9 protein-coding genes and 1 pseudogene are annotated in these 19,250 nt (G+C 70.4%); 4 read left to right on the forward strand and 6 right to left on the reverse strand.

The features are described from left to right. Positions 1 to 1,120 precede the first annotated feature (1,120 nt). Positions 1,121 to 3,571, forward strand: a complete 2,451-nt coding sequence (glgX, locus tag CED_RS16325; RefSeq protein WP_369807848.1) for a glycogen debranching protein GlgX — start codon at positions 1,121 to 1,123, stop codon at positions 3,569 to 3,571. On the opposite strand, the gene glgP is transcribed toward glgX, so the two are convergent. Both glgP and acs read right to left on the reverse strand, forming a co-directional pair. Continuing rightward, positions 3,568 to 6,126 carry an alpha-glucan family phosphorylase gene (gene glgP / locus CED_RS16330; protein WP_023841109.1) on the reverse strand — a complete coding sequence of 853 codons (2,559 nt, stop codon included), beginning with the start codon at positions 6,124 to 6,126 and terminating at the stop codon, positions 3,568 to 3,570. The two genes, glgX and glgP, sit on opposite strands and share 4 nt — an antisense overlap. Before the next feature lie 133 nt (positions 6,127 to 6,259). Beyond that, the gene (gene acs / locus CED_RS16335) at positions 6,260 to 8,263 is read right to left on the reverse strand and encodes an acetate--CoA ligase (protein WP_035912026.1); all 2,004 of its coding nucleotides are present in this window, start codon (positions 8,261 to 8,263) and stop codon (positions 6,260 to 6,262) included. A gap of 405 nt (positions 8,264 to 8,668) precedes the next feature. Between acs and CED_RS16340 the strand changes: the two are divergent. Beyond that, positions 8,669 to 9,445, forward strand: a pseudogene (locus tag CED_RS16340) (enoyl-CoA hydratase/isomerase family protein). 64 nt (positions 9,446 to 9,509) lie between these two features. Here the strand turns inward: CED_RS16340 and CED_RS16345 are convergent. Beyond that, a complete protein-coding gene (locus CED_RS16345) occupies positions 9,510 to 10,580 on the reverse strand; it encodes an endonuclease/exonuclease/phosphatase family protein (protein ID WP_035912030.1) in 1,071 nt (356 codons plus the stop codon). A 154-nt stretch (positions 10,581 to 10,734) separates the two neighbouring features. Continuing rightward, positions 10,735 to 12,126 (reverse strand): hypothetical protein, encoded by a 1,392-nt coding sequence (locus CED_RS16350; RefSeq protein ID WP_035912033.1) that lies wholly within the window; start codon positions 12,124 to 12,126, stop codon positions 10,735 to 10,737. 465 nt (positions 12,127 to 12,591) lie between these two features. Here CED_RS16350 and CED_RS16355 point away from each other — a divergent pair, with 465 nt between their 5' ends. Together CED_RS16355 and CED_RS16360 are read left to right on the forward strand one after the other, a co-directional pair. Next, positions 12,592 to 13,377, forward strand: coding sequence for an electron transfer flavoprotein subunit beta/FixA family protein (locus tag CED_RS16355; protein WP_011438035.1), 786 nt, complete (start codon positions 12,592 to 12,594; stop codon positions 13,375 to 13,377). 13 nt (positions 13,378 to 13,390) lie between these two features. Continuing rightward, entirely contained in the window at positions 13,391 to 14,353 is a 963-nt protein-coding gene (locus tag CED_RS16360) for an electron transfer flavoprotein subunit alpha/FixB family protein (RefSeq protein ID WP_035912034.1), read from the forward strand. 936 nt (positions 14,354 to 15,289) lie between these two features. Here the strand turns inward: CED_RS16360 and CED_RS16370 are convergent. Both CED_RS16370 and CED_RS26315 read right to left on the reverse strand, forming a co-directional pair. Continuing rightward, positions 15,290 to 16,108 (reverse strand): vWA domain-containing protein, encoded by an 819-nt coding sequence (locus CED_RS16370; protein WP_035912040.1) that lies wholly within the window; start codon positions 16,106 to 16,108, stop codon positions 15,290 to 15,292. Between the two features lie 1,238 nt (positions 16,109 to 17,346). After that, the gene (locus CED_RS26315) at positions 17,347 to 18,762 is read right to left on the reverse strand and encodes a phosphotransferase (protein WP_051868868.1); all 1,416 of its coding nucleotides are present in this window, start codon (positions 18,760 to 18,762) and stop codon (positions 17,347 to 17,349) included. Positions 18,763 to 19,250 lie beyond the last annotated feature (488 nt).

Below are 19,250 nucleotides of genomic sequence, written 5' to 3' on the forward strand. Positions count from 1 at the left end.
CACGTCTGGCCCCTCGGGGGTGTTGTCCTGGGCTGACGGCTCATCACGGCTCATCACTCACCTTTTCTGCTTCCCGGTGCCGTCGCAGCTGGTGCACTTGTCCTTACCTTGACCGTCGAACATGCCGTCCGCGTCGAGTTCAGCGGTCGGGCGGCCGGCCCGCCCGGAGCCGCCGCACGTCGGGCAGGTGAGTGGGCCTTGGTTGACCATGTCGTCCGGGTCGGCGGTGTTTTTTGTCCCGCCGCGCTTCGTCCCGGAACGCCCGGTGCTTGATCCGCCGGACGTGTTACCCCGTTTATCCCGGTGCTTAGGTCTTTGCACCACGCCGCCTCCTGTTGCTCTCCGTCTCCCATCGATCCCTACCCGCATCAACGGTAGCGGCGGAACACCCACGTCGGTACCAGGACCGCCGGAACTGTAACCGTGCGTCCGGCGTAGCACACCAGGCTCGGGAAGGTCAGACGGCGGCGTTATCCGCAACGTGCGGGGGTGCGGTGCTGAGAGCTCGGCGCAACTTGACTACCTCGGCAGGCGCGCCCGGCCCGGACGGAAGTGCCACAGATAGCCGACGCACCCTGCCGACGACCGATGCGGATGGCCACGCCGCGTTCGCGTCGAGCGCGGCGAGTCCTCCCGCTGCCGCTGCCGCCGGATCGTCTACTTGGGCGTGCGCCCCCGCGAACAGGGCATTCGCGCGAGCCTGGTGAGAGAGAGTCGGTAGGCCCGACAGGGCTTCGGTGACGCGAGGCTGAACTTCGGAGGAATCGCCAAGTTCAGCCAGGGCCATAGCCGCCCAGATCAGTTCCTCGCTCTCCTCCCAGGCCGCGGCGGCGGGATAGGGCGGCAGGGTTGTCCGGCTCGTTTGCATCACCGTCAGGGCTGACCGGGCTTCACGTCAGGGCTGACCGGGCTTCATCTGCCTGGTTGAGTGCGACGTGGGCCACAGCCTTGTACGCGGCCAGTCGAGGCCGGACGTAGGGGGGGTCCACGCCACCCCTGCGCCCTAGCAGCCGTCCCCGTCCGCGCAGCCGTCCCCCTTCTTTTGACGTCATCCCCGGCCTGTTCCACGGCCACCGTGTTTCCCGTGCTCCGGAGAAGGGGATCGGTTAGCGTCGCCAAGGTGTCCGACACCGTGAAGACCACCGTCTCACCGGACATAGCGGCATCCCCGGGCGTACCGGCGCCGACCGCCTCCGGGCTCGCGCCGGGGTGCGCGGTGCCACTGGGCGTGACCTGGGACGGGTCCGGGGTGAACATCGCCGTCGTCGCCCCCGGGGCCGAGGCGGTCGACTTCTGCCTGTTCGATGCCGACGGCCGCGAGACACGCCATCGACTTCCGGAGCGTGACGGCGGGGTGTGGCACGGCTATCTGGCTGGCGTCCGCCCCGGTCAGCGTTACGGCCTGCGGGCACACGGTCCCTATGACCCGGAGCGGGGCCAGCGGTACAACCCGGCGAAGCTGCTGGTCGACCCCTACACCCGATCGGTAGCCGGGACGCTGCGCACGGACCCGGCGATCTACGGGTTCGGTGGCGGCGACCCCTACGGCTTCGAACCGGACCCGCGGGACTCCGCACCTTTCGTGCCCCGCTGCGTCGTGACCGGGCCCGGGCGGGCGCAGCGGGGCTCCGCCGGGACCAGGGAGTCCGGATTCGGGGACCCCGGGATCGGGGACCCCGGATCCGGGAGTGGCGGTTTNNCGGGNCACGGCGNACACCCNGCGGNCAACCGGCCCACCATCCCCTGGTCGGACACGATCATCTACGAGGCGCACGTACGCGGGCTCACGAAACGTCACCCGGACCTGCCGCCACGGTTACGCGGGACATACGCCGGGCTCGGCCACCCGAGCGTCCTGGCGCACCTGCGCCGGCTCGGCGTCACCGCGATCGAACTGCTGCCGGTGCACACCTCGGTCTCCGAACCGGCCCTGCTCGAGCGCGGAAAAATCAACTACTGGGCTTACAACACCCTGGCCTTCTTCGCCCCTCATGCCGGGTACGCGGCCACTGACGATCCGATCGGCGAATTCCAGGCGATGGTCGCAGCCCTGCACGCCGTCGGCATCGAGGTGATACTCGACGTCGTCTACAACCACAGCGCCGAGGGCAGCGAGCGGGGCCCGACGCTGTCCCTGCGTGGCCTGGACAACACGACCTATTACCGGGTAGAGCCGATGGATCCCCGGCGCTACCGTGACGTGACCGGCTGCGGCAACACCCTCAACACGTCCTCACCGCACGTCGTGCGGCTGATCTGCGACTCGCTGCGGTACTGGGTGACGGAGATGGGCGTCGACGGGTTCCGGTTCGATCTCGCCACCGCGCTCGCCCGCAATCCCGACGCCTTCGACCCCGCGGCAAGCCTGCTGACCGCCATCCACGCCGACCCGATCCTCGCCACGGTGAAGCTGATCGCCGAGCCGTGGGACGTCGGCTGGGGCGGATACCAGGTGGGGGGGTTCCCGGCACCCTGGGCGGAGTGGAACGGGCGGTTCCGTGACACCGTGCGCGACGTGTGGAACAGGTACACCAGCGGCGTCGCCGATCTGGGCTATCGGGTGTCCGGCTCGTCGGACCTGTTCGAGCACGGCGGCCGACGCCCCTGGGCATCGATCAACTTCGTCACCGCCCACGACGGCTTTCCCCTGGCCGATCTGGTCTCCTACAACGAGAAGCACAACGAGGACAACGGCGAGGGCAACCGGGACGGCGAGGCGGACAACCGCTCGGCGAACCACGGGATGGAGGGTGCGACCGACGACCCGGCGATCCTGGCCATCCGCCGCCGGGTGCGCCGGGGACTGATCACGACGCTNCTGCTGTCCACGGGCGTCCCGATGCTGCTCGCCGGCGACGAGTTCGGTCGCTCGCAGGGCGGCAACAACAACGCCTACTGCCAGGACAACGCGGTGTCCTGGCTCGACTGGCCGACCGACCTCGTGGGACCGGAGGACGTCACCGGACCGGAAGGCGTCACCGGACCGGAGGACGTCGCGGAGCCGGACCACGCCTACCCCGACCCGGCCGGCCCCGACCCGGCGCTGTGTCGGCTGGTGGGCGGGTTGGCGGCACTGCGTTCCGCCGAACCCGTGCTGCGCCGCGGGCGGTTCTTCCACGGCGGCCAGTCGGCACCCGGGCGACTCGCGGACATCACCTGGTTCCGTGCGGACGGGGCGGTGATGTCGGTGGCGGACTGGAACGCCCCGCAGGTCGAGACGCTCGTGGCCCATGTCGCCGGCAGCCCCGTCGCCGGCAGCCCCGTCGATGAGGATCCTGCCGGCGGGCGGGGAACGCACGATCTACCGGCCCACGGCGCTGGCCTGGTGTACGTGTTCCNCCCGGATCGCGGCGACNCCGTCGTCNCCCTGCCCGGTGCTCCCTGGGCGGCCCGCCACGACCTGCTGCTCAATACCGCCGACGACGATCTTGCCGGATTCCCGGCGACCGTCGCGGTACCGGGAACCAGCTACGTCGGCGGCGAGTCCCTGACCGTGCTGGGCCACAGCGTGCTCGTCCTACGAGCCCATCCCCCCGGCACGGCGGCTTCCCCGCGGTGTGGGGACCCCTAAGGATTGGTGACCAGGCCCAGTTCGGCGATGCTCGCGGTGAGTGCGTGCCGGGGCAGCACCCGCACCGTGTAACCGAAGGGTCCGGTGCGCCCGAGCGGGATGGTGCCCTCGTAGCGGTAACCGCCCTCCCCTTCGCCAACCGGCTGCAGGAACAGCGTCGAAGGATCCAGGATCCGGTCGGTCTGGTCGATCCGGCCGTAGGAGGCGAGGACGTCGATGTCCCCGAGTGCCAGCTCACCGAGGTCGACCGTGGCCCGCACCACCAGCGACTGGCCCACCTGAGGGGTGTCACCGAGACCAGCGGAGTCGACGTTGAGCACGCGGACCCCGGGCCACGCGGCATGCACCCGGCTCTTCCAGGCGGCCAGGTCCCGGGCTCCGGCGAAGCCGTTGGCGGCGGCGGCCCGGGCCGAGACACCGGCCGGCACGTAGTAGCGCTCGACGTACTCCTGGACCATGCGGCTGGCCAGGACCTGAGGACCGAGGGCCGACAGGGTGTGCTTGACCATCGCGGCCCAGCGCCGCGGGATGCCGTCGCCGGGCTCCGAGTCGTAGAAGCGGGGGGCGACAGTGTTCTCCAACAGGTCGTACAGGGCGGCGGACTCGATGTCGTCGCGCCGGTCGGGGTCCTCGACCCCGTCCGCGGTCGGGATCGCCCAGCCGTTCTGGCCGTCGAACATCTCGTCCCACCAGCCGTCCCGGATGGACAGGTTCAGGCAGCCGTTCAGCGCGGCCTTCATCCCCGACGTGCCGCACGCCTCCAGCGGACGCAGCGGGTTGTTCAGCCAAACGTCCGATCCGGAGTACAGGAAGCGCGCCATCCCGATGTCGTAGTCGGGGAGAAAGACGATGCGCGACCGCACGGCCGGGTCGTCGGAGAACTGGACAATCTGCTGGACGAGTTGCTTGCCGCCGTCGTCGGCGGGGTGCGCCTTGCCGGCGATGACCATCTGGATCGGCCGCTGCGGGTGCAGCAGCAGCCGGCGCAGCCGGTCACGGTCCCGCAGCATGAGGGTCAGCCGCTTGTAGGACGGCACACGCCGGGCGAAACCGATCGTGAGGATGTCCGGGTCGAAAACCGACTCCACCCACTCCAGCTCACCGGGTGCCGCGCCGCGCTCGAGCCAGGAGGCCCGCAGCCGGCGGCGGACCTCGGTGACGAGGCGCTCCCGCAGTTGCCGCCGGGCGGCCCACACGACCTCGTCGGGCAACGTGGAGATCTTCTCGAATCCGGCCGCGTCGTCGGAAAGCAGGCCCGGGTCGGGCTCGCGGTCAGCAAGCTCGATAATGGGCCGGGACACCCAGGTCGGGGCGTGCACCCCGTTGGTCACCGAGCCGATCGGGACCTCGGCGGTGTCGAAGCCGGGCCACAGCCCCGCGAACATCTCCCGGCTGACGATGCCGTGCAGCTTGCTGACGCCGTTCGAACGCTGTGCGAGCCGTAGGCCCATGTGGGCCATGTTGAAGACGTTGGGGTCGGCCTCCACCCCGAGCTGCAGGATCCGCTCGACCGGCACGCCGGGCCAGCCGTTGTCCCCGCCGAAATGGCGGGCGACCAGGCTGCGAGGGAACCGGTCGATGCCGGCGGGGACAGGGGTGTGGGTGGTGAACAGTGTGCCGGCGCGGGCGGCCTGGAGCGCCTCGTCGAAGCTGAGCCCGTTCTCGACGAGTTCCCGGATCCGCTCCAGGCCGAGGAAGCCCGCGTGCCCCTCGTTGGTGTGGTACACCTCGGGCTCCGGAGTCCCGGTCACCGCGGCGTAGGCGCGCAGCGCGCGGACACCCCCGATGCCCAGCAGCATCTCCTGGAGCAGCCGGTGGTCGGTTCCGCCGCCGTAGAGCCGGTCGGTCACCCCCCGCTCGGCCGGCTGGTTGTCCTCGACGTCCGAGTCGAGCAGCAGCAGCGGGACCCGTCCGACCTGCGCCTTCCAGATCTGCGCGTGCAGCGTGCGACCCTCGGGCAGCCCGACGGCCACCTTCACCGGCATCCCCGCCGTATCGGTCAGCTGGGTCAGGGGGAGCCCGTGCGGATCGATGCCCGGGTACCGTTCCTGCTGCCAGCCGTCCCGGGACAGCGACTGCACGAAGTACCCGGCCCGGTAGAGCAGGCCGACGCCGATGATCGGCACGCCGAGGTCGCTCGCGGTCTTGAGATGGTCCCCGGCGAGGATGCCGAGGCCGCCGGAGTACTGCGGCAGCACCTCGGTGATACCGAACTCCGGGGAGAAGTAGGCGATCGCCGACGGGGCGCCCTCGGCCTTCCGCTGCTGATACCACAGATCGGCCGTCAGGTACTCCTGGAGGTCGTCCGCGACGTCGGTGAGTCGGCGCACGAACCGGCGGTCGGCGGCCAGCGCGAGCAGCCGGTTATGATCCACCTCGCCGAGCAGGCGGACNGGGTCTCCCTTCGTCGCCCGCCAGAGCTCCGGATCAACAGACTCGAACAGGTCCAGCGTCTCGGGATGCCAGGACCAGCGAAGATTCAGGACTAGTTCCCCCAGTGGAGCAAGCTGCCCGGGGAGCTGCGCACGGACNGTGAACCGTCGGAGGGCTCTCACGAAGACGTGAGCCTAGACAGTGCCGGCGACGTCGACACACCCGGGTGCGGCCAGCTGGTCCCGGCCGGGAAACAACTGTCATGTCGACCCGATGACAGCCAGAATTGTCCGGAATCGGGGACCGGAACCGCCCTTACTCGTTGTCTCGGGCGGTGCCCACCTTGGCCGTGAGCGCGGCCATCACCGCGGGGTCGCGCAAGGTCGTGACGTCGCCGAGTTCCCGGCCTTCGGCAATGTCACGCAGCAACCGGCGCATGATCTTGCCGGACCGGGTCTTCGGCAGGTCGTCGGCCCAGATGATCCGCCGCGGCCGGGCGAGCTTGCCGATCCGCCTGGCCACGTGCTCGCGCAGCTCGGCCTCGGTGGCCTCGTCGCCCGAGCGGTCACCGGCGAGCGTCACGAACGCGACGATCGCCTGGCCGGTCTGCTCGTCGTACTGTGCGACCACCGCCGCCTCGGCGACGGCCTCATGGGCGACGATCGCCGACTCCACCTCCGCGGTGGACAGCCGGTGCCCGGACACGTTGATGACGTCGTCGATCCGCCCGATGATCCAGAAGTAGCCGTCGGCGTCGAGGCGTGCGGCGTCGCCGACGACGTAGGTTGACGGGCCGAAGCGGGAGAAGTACGTCTTGACGAATCGCTCGTCGTCCTTGTAAAGGGTGCGCAGCATGGACGGCCACGGCTTGGTGATCACCAGGATTCCGGTGCCCTCAGTGACCGGCTCGCCGTCCTCCGAGAGCAGCGCCGGGCTGATACCGGGCAGCGGCAGGGTCGCCGAACCCGGTTTGGTCGACGTGACGCCGGCCAGCGGCGAGATGAGCGCGGAGCCGGTCTCGGTCTNCCNCCACGTGTCGACGATCGGGCAGCGACCACCGCCGATGACCACGTGGTACCACAACCACGCCTTCGGGTTGATCGGTTCCCCGACCGTGCCGAGTACCCGCAGCGAGGACAGGTCGTGCCGACCGGGATACCGCGCGCCCCACTTGATGCACGTACGGATCGCCGTCGGCGCCGTGTAGAACACGGTGACCTTGTACTCCTCGATGAGCCGCCACCAGATGTCGTAGTCGGGGTAGTCCGGCGCCCCCTCGTACATCACGCTGGTCACGCCGTTCGATAGCGGGCCGTAGACGATGTAGGAGTGCCCAGTGATCCAGCCGACGTCCGCGGAACACCAGTAGACGTCGGTGTCCGGGTCGATGTCGAAGACCGCCCGGTGAGTGTAGGTGGCGCCGAGCAGGTAACCCGCGGTCGTGTGCAGGATCCCCTTCGGCTTCGCGGTCGACCCGGAGCTGTAGAGGATGAACAGGGGATGCTCCGCGGACAGCGGTTCCGGCGGGCAGTCGGGCGCCGCCGTGGCCAGCAGCTCGTGGTACCAGACGTCCCGGCCCGCGGTCATCGGCGCCCCGGTACCGCCCGGCCCGGACACGACCACAATGTGCCCCAGCGCCGGGAGGTCACCGAGCTCCGCGTCGACGGCGGCCTTCACCGGCGCCGTCCGTCCCTTGCGCCGCGCGCCGTCCACGGTGATCAGCACCTTGGCGTCGGAGACCTCCATCCGCTCCCGGACCGCGGACGGCGCGAAACCGCCGAAGACCACGTTGTGGACCGCGCCGATCCGGGCGCAGGCCAGCATCGCGACGGCCACCTCGGGAATCATCGGCAGGAAGATCCCGACCACGTCGCCGGCGCGCACGCCGAGCGAACGCAGCCCGTTCGCCAGCCGCTGGGTGTCGGCGAGCAGGTCCGCATAGGTGACGGTGCGCCGCTCCCCCTCCTCCCCGTGCCAGTGGAAGGCCACCCGCTCGCCGCGCCCGGCCGCCACGTGCCGGTCCAGGCAGTTCTCCGACAGGTTCAGCATCCCGTCCGCGAACCAGGTGTAGAAGGGCGGGTTCGAGTCGTCGAGTACCTGCGTGAACGGCGTGTGCCAGGTCAGCAGCTCCTCGGCCTTGCGAGCCCAGAACGCGTTCGGGTCCGCCTCGGCGGCGGCCCGGTCGGCGTCCATCGGCAGGCGCCGGGTGAAGGCCGCCGATGGGTCGAAACGCTCCACCGACAGCAGACTCTCCAGGGTCGCCTCGAGATCGGCGACGTTCTCGAGACCGGTCGAGACGCTGACACCTGTGTCGGTCACGGCTCCTCCTGGGTCGGCTCGGGACGAACAGCACGGTCACACGCTGCCCCCCCGGTCTACCACGAAGGCCCGTCAACTCTCAGGAGTTGCGCGGCAGGTTCCGGCGGTCGGCAGGTTCCGGGCGTGAGAGGGGACCGGCCGGCGGCCGACCGTTGGCAATGTCCGCTATTTCCTGCTATGGGCTAGTGCGCCGGGTGGAACCGAGCGATCCCCGAACCCGATCTGGAGATGATTGATGAAGATCAGCGGGTGTCGGCCTATCGTGGCGACCGACATCTACAGCGACATCGAAACCATCCTCAAAGCCGGCACCGTCGACGATCTCGGCGGGTCGGACGGGGNGGGGAACGCCGGGGCGCCGGACGCCTCGCCGGTCATCGAGGGCCTGAAGCGGGAGGAACGCGGATGAGTGTGGTGCGGCTCGAGGTTGACGGCGGGATCGGCACCATCCGGTTAGACCGGCCGCCGATGAACGCGCTGGACTCCACGGTCGCCGCGGAGCTGCGGACCGCCGCGGTCGAGGCGACCCGGCGGTCGGACGTCCGCGCGGTGGTGCTCTATGGCGGGGNAAANGNGNTNGCCGCCGGGGCCGACATCCGGCAGATGGCGCCGATGGGTTACGCCGAGGTATCCACCTGGGTGGGCGATCTGAACTCCACCTTCGAGGTCGTGGCCCGGATCCCGAAGCCCGTGGTCGCCGCGGTGACGGGCTATGCCCTGGGCGGCGGGTTGGAGCTTGCCCTGTGCGCGGACGTGCGGGTCTTGGCCGAGGACGCCCGGGTCGGCCAGCCCGAGATCCTGCTCGGAGTGATCCCCGGCGCGGGGGGCACCCAGCGGCTGCCGCGCCTGATCGGCCCGTCCCGCGCCAAGGACCTCATCTTCAGCGGCCGGCAGGTCCGGGCGGCCGAGGCAGCGGAGATCGGTCTGGCCGACGCCGTCGTTCCCGCGGGTGAGGTGTACGTGCAGGCGAAGCGGATCGCGGGCCGGTACACGAACGGCCCGGCGATGGCGCTCGCGGCGGCGAAGCAGGCGGTTGACGACGGCGCGGAGATCGCGTTGGCCGAGGCGCTACGTCTGGAGGCGGCGCTGTTCGCCGGGCTGTTCGCCACCGAGGACCGGCGGATCGGAATGGAGTCCTTCCTCGAGAGCGGGCCCGGCAAGGCCGACTTCATCGGCCGCTGACGGAGACCCCGTGCGGTGTCTGTGGTAGGGGTCCCCGGATTGCGCCGAAGGCGCCATCCGGGGGTTACCGCATGGCCAGGTCGGCGATGACCGGCCGATGGTCACTGCCGAAGTCGCCGCCGACCTCGAAACCCGTCACCGCGAACGCGGGTGAGGCCAGCACGTGGTCGATGCGCAGCACGGGCGGCAGGATCAGGCTCTTGGAGTTCCAGGTCGGTTGCCATCCGCCGCCGACGACGTCGTGCGCGTCGCGTACCCCCGAGTTCACCAGCCGACGGAACGGCCGGTGGTCCCGGGTGGCATTGAAGTCGCCGGCCATGACGACCGGCAGCGTGGCGTGCTCGAGCTGCGCGCGCAGCGTGTCGAGCTGGGTCCGCCAGCGGTCGGTGTAGGCGCTGGTCGTCGGTGAGATCGTGTGCACCGCGTACACGACGAAGCGTCGACGCTCATCCACCTCCACGGTGGCCCGCAATGACATTGCTCCGCCGACGATCGGGGCCGCGGCGTCGTGCAGCGGGAAGCGGGAGAACACGGCGGCGCCGAACGCACCCGGCTCCGGGTGCACCTCGCGGTACCGGTAGCTCGCCAGCGCTCCGGACGAGGTGACCCGCGCCAGGGTGAGCGGGGAGAGCTCCACGAGGACGAGCACGTCCGGGTTCGCGGCGCGGATCTGCGCGCCCAGCCGGTCGGCGTGGTCGTTGTAGTAGAGCAGGTTCGCCGACATCACCCGCAGGCGCGCGGCACCCTGCGGGGCCTCCTCGGCGCCGCCGGGGAAAACCTCGGGCAGGGTCCAGAACAGATGGATGGCGATCAGGGCCATGGAGATGATCATCAGCAGGTTGCGACGGAGCGCGAAGGCCACCGCCACGGTGGCGTAGGCCGGGAGGTAGAGCAGTTCGGTCCCGGCGTTGATCGCGGAGTAGGGCCAGCCCACCGCATCGTCGAGATGGGCCAACCGGCCGAGGGCGATCCCCCCGAGTCCGGCCGCCGCGACCCACGCGACGATCACGACCAGGGGGCGGACCGGGAAGGTCGGGTGCGGCCGGGGCTCCAGGGCGGCGACCGGGATGTCCTTGTGCCGGGAGGTGGGGTCGGTATCCGGCACGGCGGAACCGGACTCCTGCGCGGAACTCACTTCACCAGAGTGCCCGGCTGACAGGGCCGTCCGGGAGGCGGGTGCTCCCGGACGGCCCGTTCGGTGGTGAGAGGTCGGTAACGGTGGGGCCGATGGCCGTAGCTTGCCGGGGCCGGGAGCCGTCGGCGCCCGTGCGGCGGCTATCGGTGACTGGTCAGGTGGCGGCTGTGGCGCAGGCCGCGGCGCCGACCAGCGGGCGCGCCCGTTCGTGCCATTCGCGGACCGCCACCGTCGGGTGCGTGTCGAGCTCACGGTCCAGCTCCCGCAGCTTCTCGGTGACCCGAGAGGACGACAGCTGCCCGGCGACGGCGACGGCTCGGTAGCCCGCCTCCAGGGCGGCCTCCAGGTCCGGAGTCGGTCGGCGCAGGTAGGCCAAGGCGAGGTCGGCCTCGGCGTAGCTGCGGGTTCGGGCGCGCGCCGCGCCCTGCAGGCTCCGGGCCTCGAGCAGTTTCGTCTCGGCCGGTCGGGCGCGGCCCAGCAGTAACAGGCAGTGACCATGGCACTCGGCGACGTCGCCGGCGTTGTAGTGGCCGGCCCAGGACGGTCCGTCGTCCCCGTCGCTGCGCGCGATCGCCCGGTCCATCTTGTCCAGGGCCTCCATGCAACCGGCCTCGTCACGGTTGNGTGCCAGTGCCCAGGCATGCTTGTCGTGCAGCATGGCCTGCACGGCATACGAGGAGTGCCGCACCGCGCGGCCGAGGGCCGCCCGGGCCAGGGCGAGGCTCTGCCGGGGATGGCCCAGCCGGGCGGCCTGGTCGCTCATCGCGGACAGCACCCGGCCGGCGAGCATGGCGTCGTCGGCGTGCTCGGCGAGGCTGAGGGCCTGGATGTAGTAGCGCTGCGCGAGGGCCTGCCGGTTGCTGTCCTGGGCGAGCCACCCGCTGAACTGGGTCAGCTCGGCCAGCGCACTGAACAGGTCGGGGCTCGGCCGCCCCTCCCGGGCGGCCCGGGNCCGGTCGTGCAGAAAGGCGACGACCTGAGGCCGGATCTCGTCGCCGCCGAACTTTGCGTCCAGCCGGCGGAAGGTCTCGGTCATATCCCGGATCACGGCGCCGGCGGAGGCTCCCGTTGATTCCGGCCTGGCGACCCGGTCAACCACTCCGGTGAGGCTGGAGAGGACCGGATCGGCGAAGGCCGATGCGATAAAGGCCGTTCCGTCGTGCAACAGGTCGCGTCGCCGCATGTCTCGTCCCGATAGTCCGGCAAGGGTGCTTAGGGTCTCGGTGGGTGCGTTCGAGCTCGACAGCCCGAGGTCGTCGCGTTCATAGGACTCCCCGCGCCAGCCCAGATCCACCGGCCGGACCGGGTATCCCAGGGCCGCGGATATCTCGGCCGCCGCAAGTTCGGCGACCATCGGGTCACGCGGCCGCATCCCGCGACGCCAGTGACCGACGGTGGTCCTGGCCAGGCCCAGCTCGATCCGGCGCTGATGGCGGGCGCGGGCGTTCACCTGCCGGGCGAACCGGGTGTCGGATACCCCGGCCTCCCGCAGCAGACGCTCGAACTGGGTCGTGGGAGAGGGATCTCCGGACGACGTATTCGACATGTGTCCCCCGTCGAGGTAAAGATGGCTTAAATCCATAATGTCGGTGCCTTGCGCACCTCTTGGGCAGAAAGTAGCCGAGAAGTCACGTTGCAAGGAAGAGGGTGTGCATAACCCGGCCGGAATGCACGACCAGTCGGGGCCGATGCCTCTAGCGGATCCCCGGATGGTCGGTAAAAGAACGTGCGGAATATCTCAATCATTACGGAAAGTGGCGGATCCATTTTNTGCACATACATCTGCATGGCGTGTCTCCGCGCGCCCCGAGAGCGCTGGAGGGCCGGAGATGGGCGCGGACGGACTAGGCTCCATAACGGAGCGTAGTTGCCGCCCGGTTTCGGCCCGGCTGTCCAGGTCAGGGGCGTACTGCGGTCCGCGTCACGTCGTCGATCATTGAGCGCGTGAGCGCCCCAGATGCGACGATGTCAAGGGACTGACATCGGATGTTGGCTACGGAGGCCCCAACNCGTGAACATCGTCGTTACCGTCAAGCAGGTTCCTGACACCTGGGCGGAGAAGAAGCTCGACGCCGCGGACAAGACCGTCGACCGTAAGAGTGTCGACAGCGTCATGAACGAGATGGACGAGTACGGGGTCGAAGAGGCCCTGAAGATCAAGGAAGCGCACGGGGGCGAGGTCACCGTCGTCACGATGGGACCGGCCAAGGCGGCCGAGACGATCCGCAAGGCCCTGTCGATGGGCGCGGACAAGGCCGTGCACCTGACGGACGACTTGCTGCACGGGTCGGACGCGCTGGCGACGTCCGCCGCGCTGGCGAAGGTGATCTCCACGCTGTCACCCGACATCGTCATCACCTCCAGCGAGGCTTCCGATGCCCGTGGCGGCGTCATCGGTGCCCTGTTGGCGGAGCGGCTGGCCCTTCCCCAGCTCACCCAGGCCCGCAAGGTCACGGTGGATCCGGCCGCGGGTAAGGTCACGATCGAGCGTCTCGCCGACAACGGCTACGCCCTGGTCGAGGCAAGCCTGCCGGCCGTGGTCGCCGTGGTCGAGAAGATCAACCAGCCGCGTTACCCTTCGTTCAAGGGCATCATGGCGGCCAAGAAGAAGCCGCTGACGACGTTGTCCGCCGCGGACGCGGGTCTGGACGCCGGTGCGGTCGGGCTGGCCGGCGCCACGTCGACGGTCGTTGCCTCGGAGCCCGCGCCGCCGCGGTCGAGTGGCACGATCGTCAAGGACGAGGGCGACGGCGGCACGAAGGTCGCGGAGTTCCTCGCGGCGCAGAAGCTTATCTGAGGGGTTTTGTCCGATGGCTGAAGTTCTCGTGCTCGTCGAGCACGCCGATGGTGAACCCAAGAAGGTCACCGCGGAACTGCTGACGCTCGCCCGTTCGCTCGGCGAGGCCGCCGCGGTGTTCCTCGGAGCGCCGGGCACCTATGCGAAGGCCAAGGAGTACCTCGCGCAGTATGGCGCCGCCAGGGTCTACGTCGTCGAGTCGGAGGACGTCGTCGGCTACGTGGGCGCGCCGGCGGCCGAGGTGCTGGCCAAGCTGGTCGCGGACGCGTCGCCGGCCGCCGTTCTGGTCGCCGCCACCGCGGACTCGCGGGAGATCGCGGCCCGCGTCGCCGCGAAGACCGACTCGGGCCTGATCTGGGACGCTGTCGCGCTGACCCCCGACCTGGTCGCCACCCAGGGTATCTTCGGCGGCTCGACGATCGTCACGTCGAAGGTCGTCAAGGGTGTTCCGGTGGTCGTCGTCCGGCCGAACTCGACGGCGCCCGAGGCCGCCCCGGTGACGCCGTCCGAGCAGACGGTGGACATCGCGATCTCCGACGTCGCGAAGGGAGCCAAGATCGTCGACCGCGTCGTCGAGGCGAAGTCCGGCCGCCCGGACCTCACCGAGGCCCAGGTCGTCGTCTCCGGTGGTCGCGGTCTGGGCGCCGCCGAGCACTTCACCCTGGTGGAGAAGCTGGCCGACACCCTCGGCGCCGCGGTCGGCGCGTCGCGTGCCGCTACCGACGCCGGGTGGTACCCGCACCAGAACCAGGTCGGGCAGACCGGCAAGACGGTGTCCCCGCAGCTCTACATCGCGGTCGGCATCTCCGGCGCGATCCAGCACCGGGCCGGGATGCAGACGTCCAAGACGATCGTCGCGATCAACAAGGACCCGGAAGCGCCGATCTTCGAGTTCGCGGACTACGGGCTGGTCGGCGATCTGTTCAACGTCGTCCCGCAGCTCATCGAGGCGATCGAGAAGCGCAGGGCCGGCTGATCGATCCCGCGGACCGGCCACGGCCGGGCGTCCATCCGTCTCGGCGAGGGTGGCGCCCGGCCGTCGTTTAGGATCCACGCCCGTGCGTCACCTCCGCGGGTCCTCGCGCACCCGGAGCACCACCAGCGTGAGGTCGTCGTGGTCGATCTCGCCCGCGTCCTTGAGCTGGTGGGCGAGCCCCTCCAGGTTCGGCTTGCGTAGGTCGGGAAGTCGCCGCCAAACCTCCGGATCAGTCCACGGCAGGGTGTAGAGCCACTTGCTGATCGCGTCGCTGCCGAGCAGGAAGACCTCCCCCGCCTCGGCGAAGCCCCGCCGCACCCGCACCGGCCAGCCCTCCCCGGTCGGCGCGAGCCGACGGGCCCGCCCGAGGTCGCTGGGCACCAGGTCGGGGGTGCTCGTGAAGGCTGCCGATGCGGAGTACGGGAAGAACTCGGGTTGCGCGCCCGCCAGGATGGCCTTCGGCGAGGGCACCCGGACCAGGCAGGAGTCGCCGACCGCGATCGCCTCCCACTCCAGCCGGCCGTCGTGTTCGTTCTCCTCGCTCCTGAACTGCAGCCCAAGAAACGTGGCGAACGCCGCTTCCGTCGCACCGACGCCCTGGAACCGCCAGTCGTCGGGATCGACCGTCGGCGGGCTCAGGTTCCAGATCCTGATCGTCTCGCGGAACCATTCGTAGATGCCCTCGGCCGAGGCCCCGATCNGCGGCGGCGCGTTGACGTATCGCGTGACCAGCAGGTTTGCCCACCGCCGCACGTCGACCCCCTCCGACGCGCCATCCGCGACGGCCGCCCGCCGGCGCGCCGTGCTCACCATCGTCGCGTCTTCGGAGGCATAGCCGCTGTTTTTCGGCAGCCACACCTGCACACGGCCCGTGACCCGCACTCCCGCACCTCTCCTTCCTCGGGACCCACCGCAGCCGTCGGCCCACCGCCCCACTCAGGCGTCGACCTGAGCCACCTGGGTGCCGACGGTGAGGGCGAGGACGATCGCGTCGGGTGTCGCGTTGGAGACGAATCCCCGGGCGCCGGGCCGGGTCTGCACGCCCAGGCGCTCCGCCGCGGTGCGCATCAGCGGCGGCAGCTCGCTCGACATCCGGAACAGCCCGCGAGCCCACTCGTCGGACAGCTCGGACTCGGCCGCGGGGAAGGTGGTGGTGGNCTGCGCGACCGCGGAGATACTGATGTTGAACAGCAGCAGGTTGCCGTCCGCGGTGCGCAGTGACCGTAGCCGGTCGGCCCACATCTGCACCTTCTCGGGCTCGCCGTCGGTGGCGGCTCCATCGGTGATGTTGATGATGATCGGCGGGAAGGAGTCCTGGTGGCTCTGGGCCCAGCCGGAGGCGAGGCTCCCGGCCATGTCGAGGGCGGCGCACATCGGGGTGAGGCCCGCCCCGAACGGTTCGAACCACACTGGCATCGAGGAGCCGTGCCGCTCCTCCCGGCGCAGTACGCAGGAGAAGAGGTCCGGTACCGAGACCAGCCACTGGCCGGCGAGCGCTCCGGTGAACAGTGAGCGGGCCTCCTGGCCGCTGTAGCCGAGCACGGCGATGTCGTAGTAGGGACGCGGACCCTCGCCGCGCTCCTTGCTGCACCGACGGATGATCATCGCGAGGGTGTCGTTGACGATGTCGGCGAGGGCCTGCGCCTTGGAGATGCCGGGACGCCCGGCGATCGGGTAGTTCATCGAGTCGGACTGGTCCAGCAGANAGATGAAGCAGCCCGGGGCACGCCGGTCGATCTGCTTGGTGTAGGGCATGGGCGTCGCGCTTCCTCAGGAATCGGATCAGTACCGGGGGAGTCGGATCAGTACGGGGGGAGGTGGTCGTCGGCGGAGAGAGCGCCCGGGGGATCGTCCGCNGGGTTCGTNGGGAGGATGTCCGGCCAGGGCTCGCCGGCGCCCACCCGCCATGAGTTCGGACATGCGCGGCAGGCGTAGGACGCGTCGACCTGGACGCTCCCGCACGAGCACTGCGGGTCCTCCAGCAGCGTCCGTCGATCGATCACCTCGACTCCGATCGGATGGACGGCGGCGCCCGGTCCCGGGGGGGCCGGGCGCCGAGGCGGGAGCGGACGCTGGGAGGCGGCCGGCGGGAAGTCGGCCGGCGGTGCCGGCCGCGGGTACCTAGCCGGCCGGAAGTCGGCCGGCCGGAAGTCCCGGGGCGACGTCGGTTCCGGGTAGGTGCCGCGACCGGTCACGGCGTGGATGAAGCCGGCCAGCGGAACCACGGCAAGGCCGACCGCGAAGATCAGAAGCCAGCGCAGCGCGGTGCCGATCCGGCCGGGGCCGTGGGTGCCGTCGTGCACCGAGGCCGGCACCAGGACCTTGTCGTCGTCACCGATCGCCTCGACCGTGTCCGGAAGTGCCTCGGCCACCTTGTGGACGTCCGGGCGGGCACCCGGACCGACGGCGACGAGCAGCCGGGCGCCGACCTCGGCGAGCCGGGGGACGTCGGCGGCCGGCACCCCGAGCAACGAAACGCCGGCCGTGGACGATGCCGCAGGTGGGGTGTAGGCGGTGAAGACCGGGCCGTCCTTTCCCGTGCCGCGGGTGAATCGGGGCGGGAGCGGGACGTGGAGCAGCTCACCGTCCTTGAACGGATGATCGGCCACGGCGTCCGGGTTGATCCCGAGTGCCGCGGCGATCTGCTCCCGGGTCTCCCCGGCCCGCACCTTGTACTGGATGAACAGCTCGGGCTCGTCCGGCTGCGGCGCCGACGACGCCACGAGTATCACCTGGTTGACGTCGTTGCCGCCGGCCGCCCGCAGGGCCTGGTCGGCGGAGGTCGTCACCAGGATCCTGATCGGCGACGGAGCCGTTCCGCCTCCGCCCGAGATCAGGCCGACGACGGCGATCGTGACCGCGGCCACGAGGATGCAGACCCCGATGATCCGCCGGTGGCGGCTCGGCCACGCGGTGTCGTCCGGCCCGCCTGACGGCGCCATGCCGCCTCCCATCGGTTGTCTCGAGTGTCTCGAGCCTTCGGTCGTCTGGTGTCATCCCACGGTGAGGATGATCAGGATGAGTGCGAGGATGGCCAGGGCCGCGAGGACGAGAGCCGCCGTGCGCGACCCGGAGCCGCGGTTCGGCACGGATCCGGAGGGCGACGCCCGCCGCGCCCCGTCGCCGGCCGCGGAGGTCGCGCCGGCCCGGCTGGAACCCGAGGCGTCACCGGCGCCCGCGGCCGTGCCGCCCTGACCCGCCGAGGGACCGGTGTTCGGCGATGTCCTGGTCGTCGCGTCCCAGAGATTCCGTCCCGCGGCTGGGGTGGCCGGGGTGCCTGGGGTGGCTGGAGCTCCCGACGGAGAGGGCGGGGTCGGCGGGGTCGCCCAGCCCTGGCTGGGATCGATCGGCTTCGTCGGGACGGACGCCTGGCTCGGTTCCCACCAGGAACTCCCCGCGCCGAGGGACGGCGCGACCGCCTCGCTGACAGGCGCGTCCGGCAGGGCGCTGTCGGCGTCGCGCAGCAGCGTCGGCAAATCGACGTCAACCGCCGGCGGCCCGAGACAGAAGCGCCTCAGCAGCGGGACGAGCCGACGGACCTCGCCGTCCCGGCTTGCGGCGAGTCGTGACCAGATCGGCGTGTGGTCGGGCTGGGCGAGGTCGGACGCGCTCAGGATGAGGTTCTCGTCGCGGTGGAACTCTTCCCACAGGGCCGGGTCGGCGGCGACCGCCAGCACCGAGAGGTAGATGACGAGACCCGGGAAGGTGTCGACGCGGCGGTCCCAGTAGCCCGTCGACTGCCGGCGGGGGNGCTGGTAGTGGCGATGTCCATGCTCGTCCGGCGGCAGGTGCGCGACCGCCGGGACCCAAACCGAGTCCAGGTCCACGAGGCGTACTGAACCTTGTTCGGTGACGAACACGTTGCCGTGCTGCAGATCGCCATGGGCGATCTCGGCCTTGCTCATCTCACCGAGTAGAAGCTTCCATCCGGCGGCGAGGTCACGCAGTGCTTCCGGAGATGCGAGGTGCTGGCGGACGTAGGTCCGCAGGGTGGTGCCCTGGACCTGGTCCATGACGACCACCGGCCACCATTTCTCGCCGACCCGCACTCCCTGCGCGACCCACTCGGCTTTCGGGAAGGCTGACAGCACCCGATGACGACGTAGATGATTCGTTACCGCCGCATAGCGTTCGGCTCCGCCGGTCAGCGGCCGGGTCGGACAGCGCAGCGCGAAGGCACTGCCCGTCGCCGCTCCGAAGAAAACGACCGCCGACTCGCCGGTGACCTGCACCGGGGCACCGAAAGCGTCCCGTTCGAACCGGGCGGTCCGCAGCCGTGGATCCGTGAATACCTCCGCGCCAGTGGAGACCGCAGCCTCGAACTGACCACCATTCGGCCAAACTCCCGCGCCGAGCACGCCGCTTCCCCCTGGGACGGACCGTCGGAAGTAACCGCCACCGTCGTTCAACCGGTGATCGTCCTTGCCCGTCGGACATTAGCCGACCGCGGATCGGCTTGTCCATGTGCTCGGCGGCCGAGAAGCCCGTGGACCTCAGGTGATCGCCGTGAGCCCGCCTCAGGATGGTTTCTTCGTGGAGGCGACCGCGATCGGGGATCGGCCTGTCGCCGGCCGCCCCAACCATTCAATCCCACAATTTCACGGGGTCGGGTTCGCGGCGGGTCGGGTTCGCGGCGGGTCGGGTTCGCGGCGGGTCGGGTTCGCGGCGGGTCGGGTTCGCGGCGGGTCGGGTTCGCGGCGGGTCGGGACTGGGCCGTGGCGGCCTGCCGGGTTTCGTGCGCCGGGTTGCGCGTTCCGCGGGGCCGAGGTCGGTGCGGGCCGATCGCGGGTACGCTCCACCTCTTCCGTCGCTCCAGGTCGGGAGAGACCAGGTTGGTACCGGTGGTGGATGTCGGCCTCCAGGCCGGTTTCCGGTGGTCGGAAGGGTTGCCGAGGGC

The sequence above is a fragment of the Frankia sp. CeD genome, assembly GCF_000732115.1.
GTDB lineage: Bacteria > Actinomycetota > Actinomycetes > Frankiales > Frankiaceae > Frankia > Frankia casuarinae.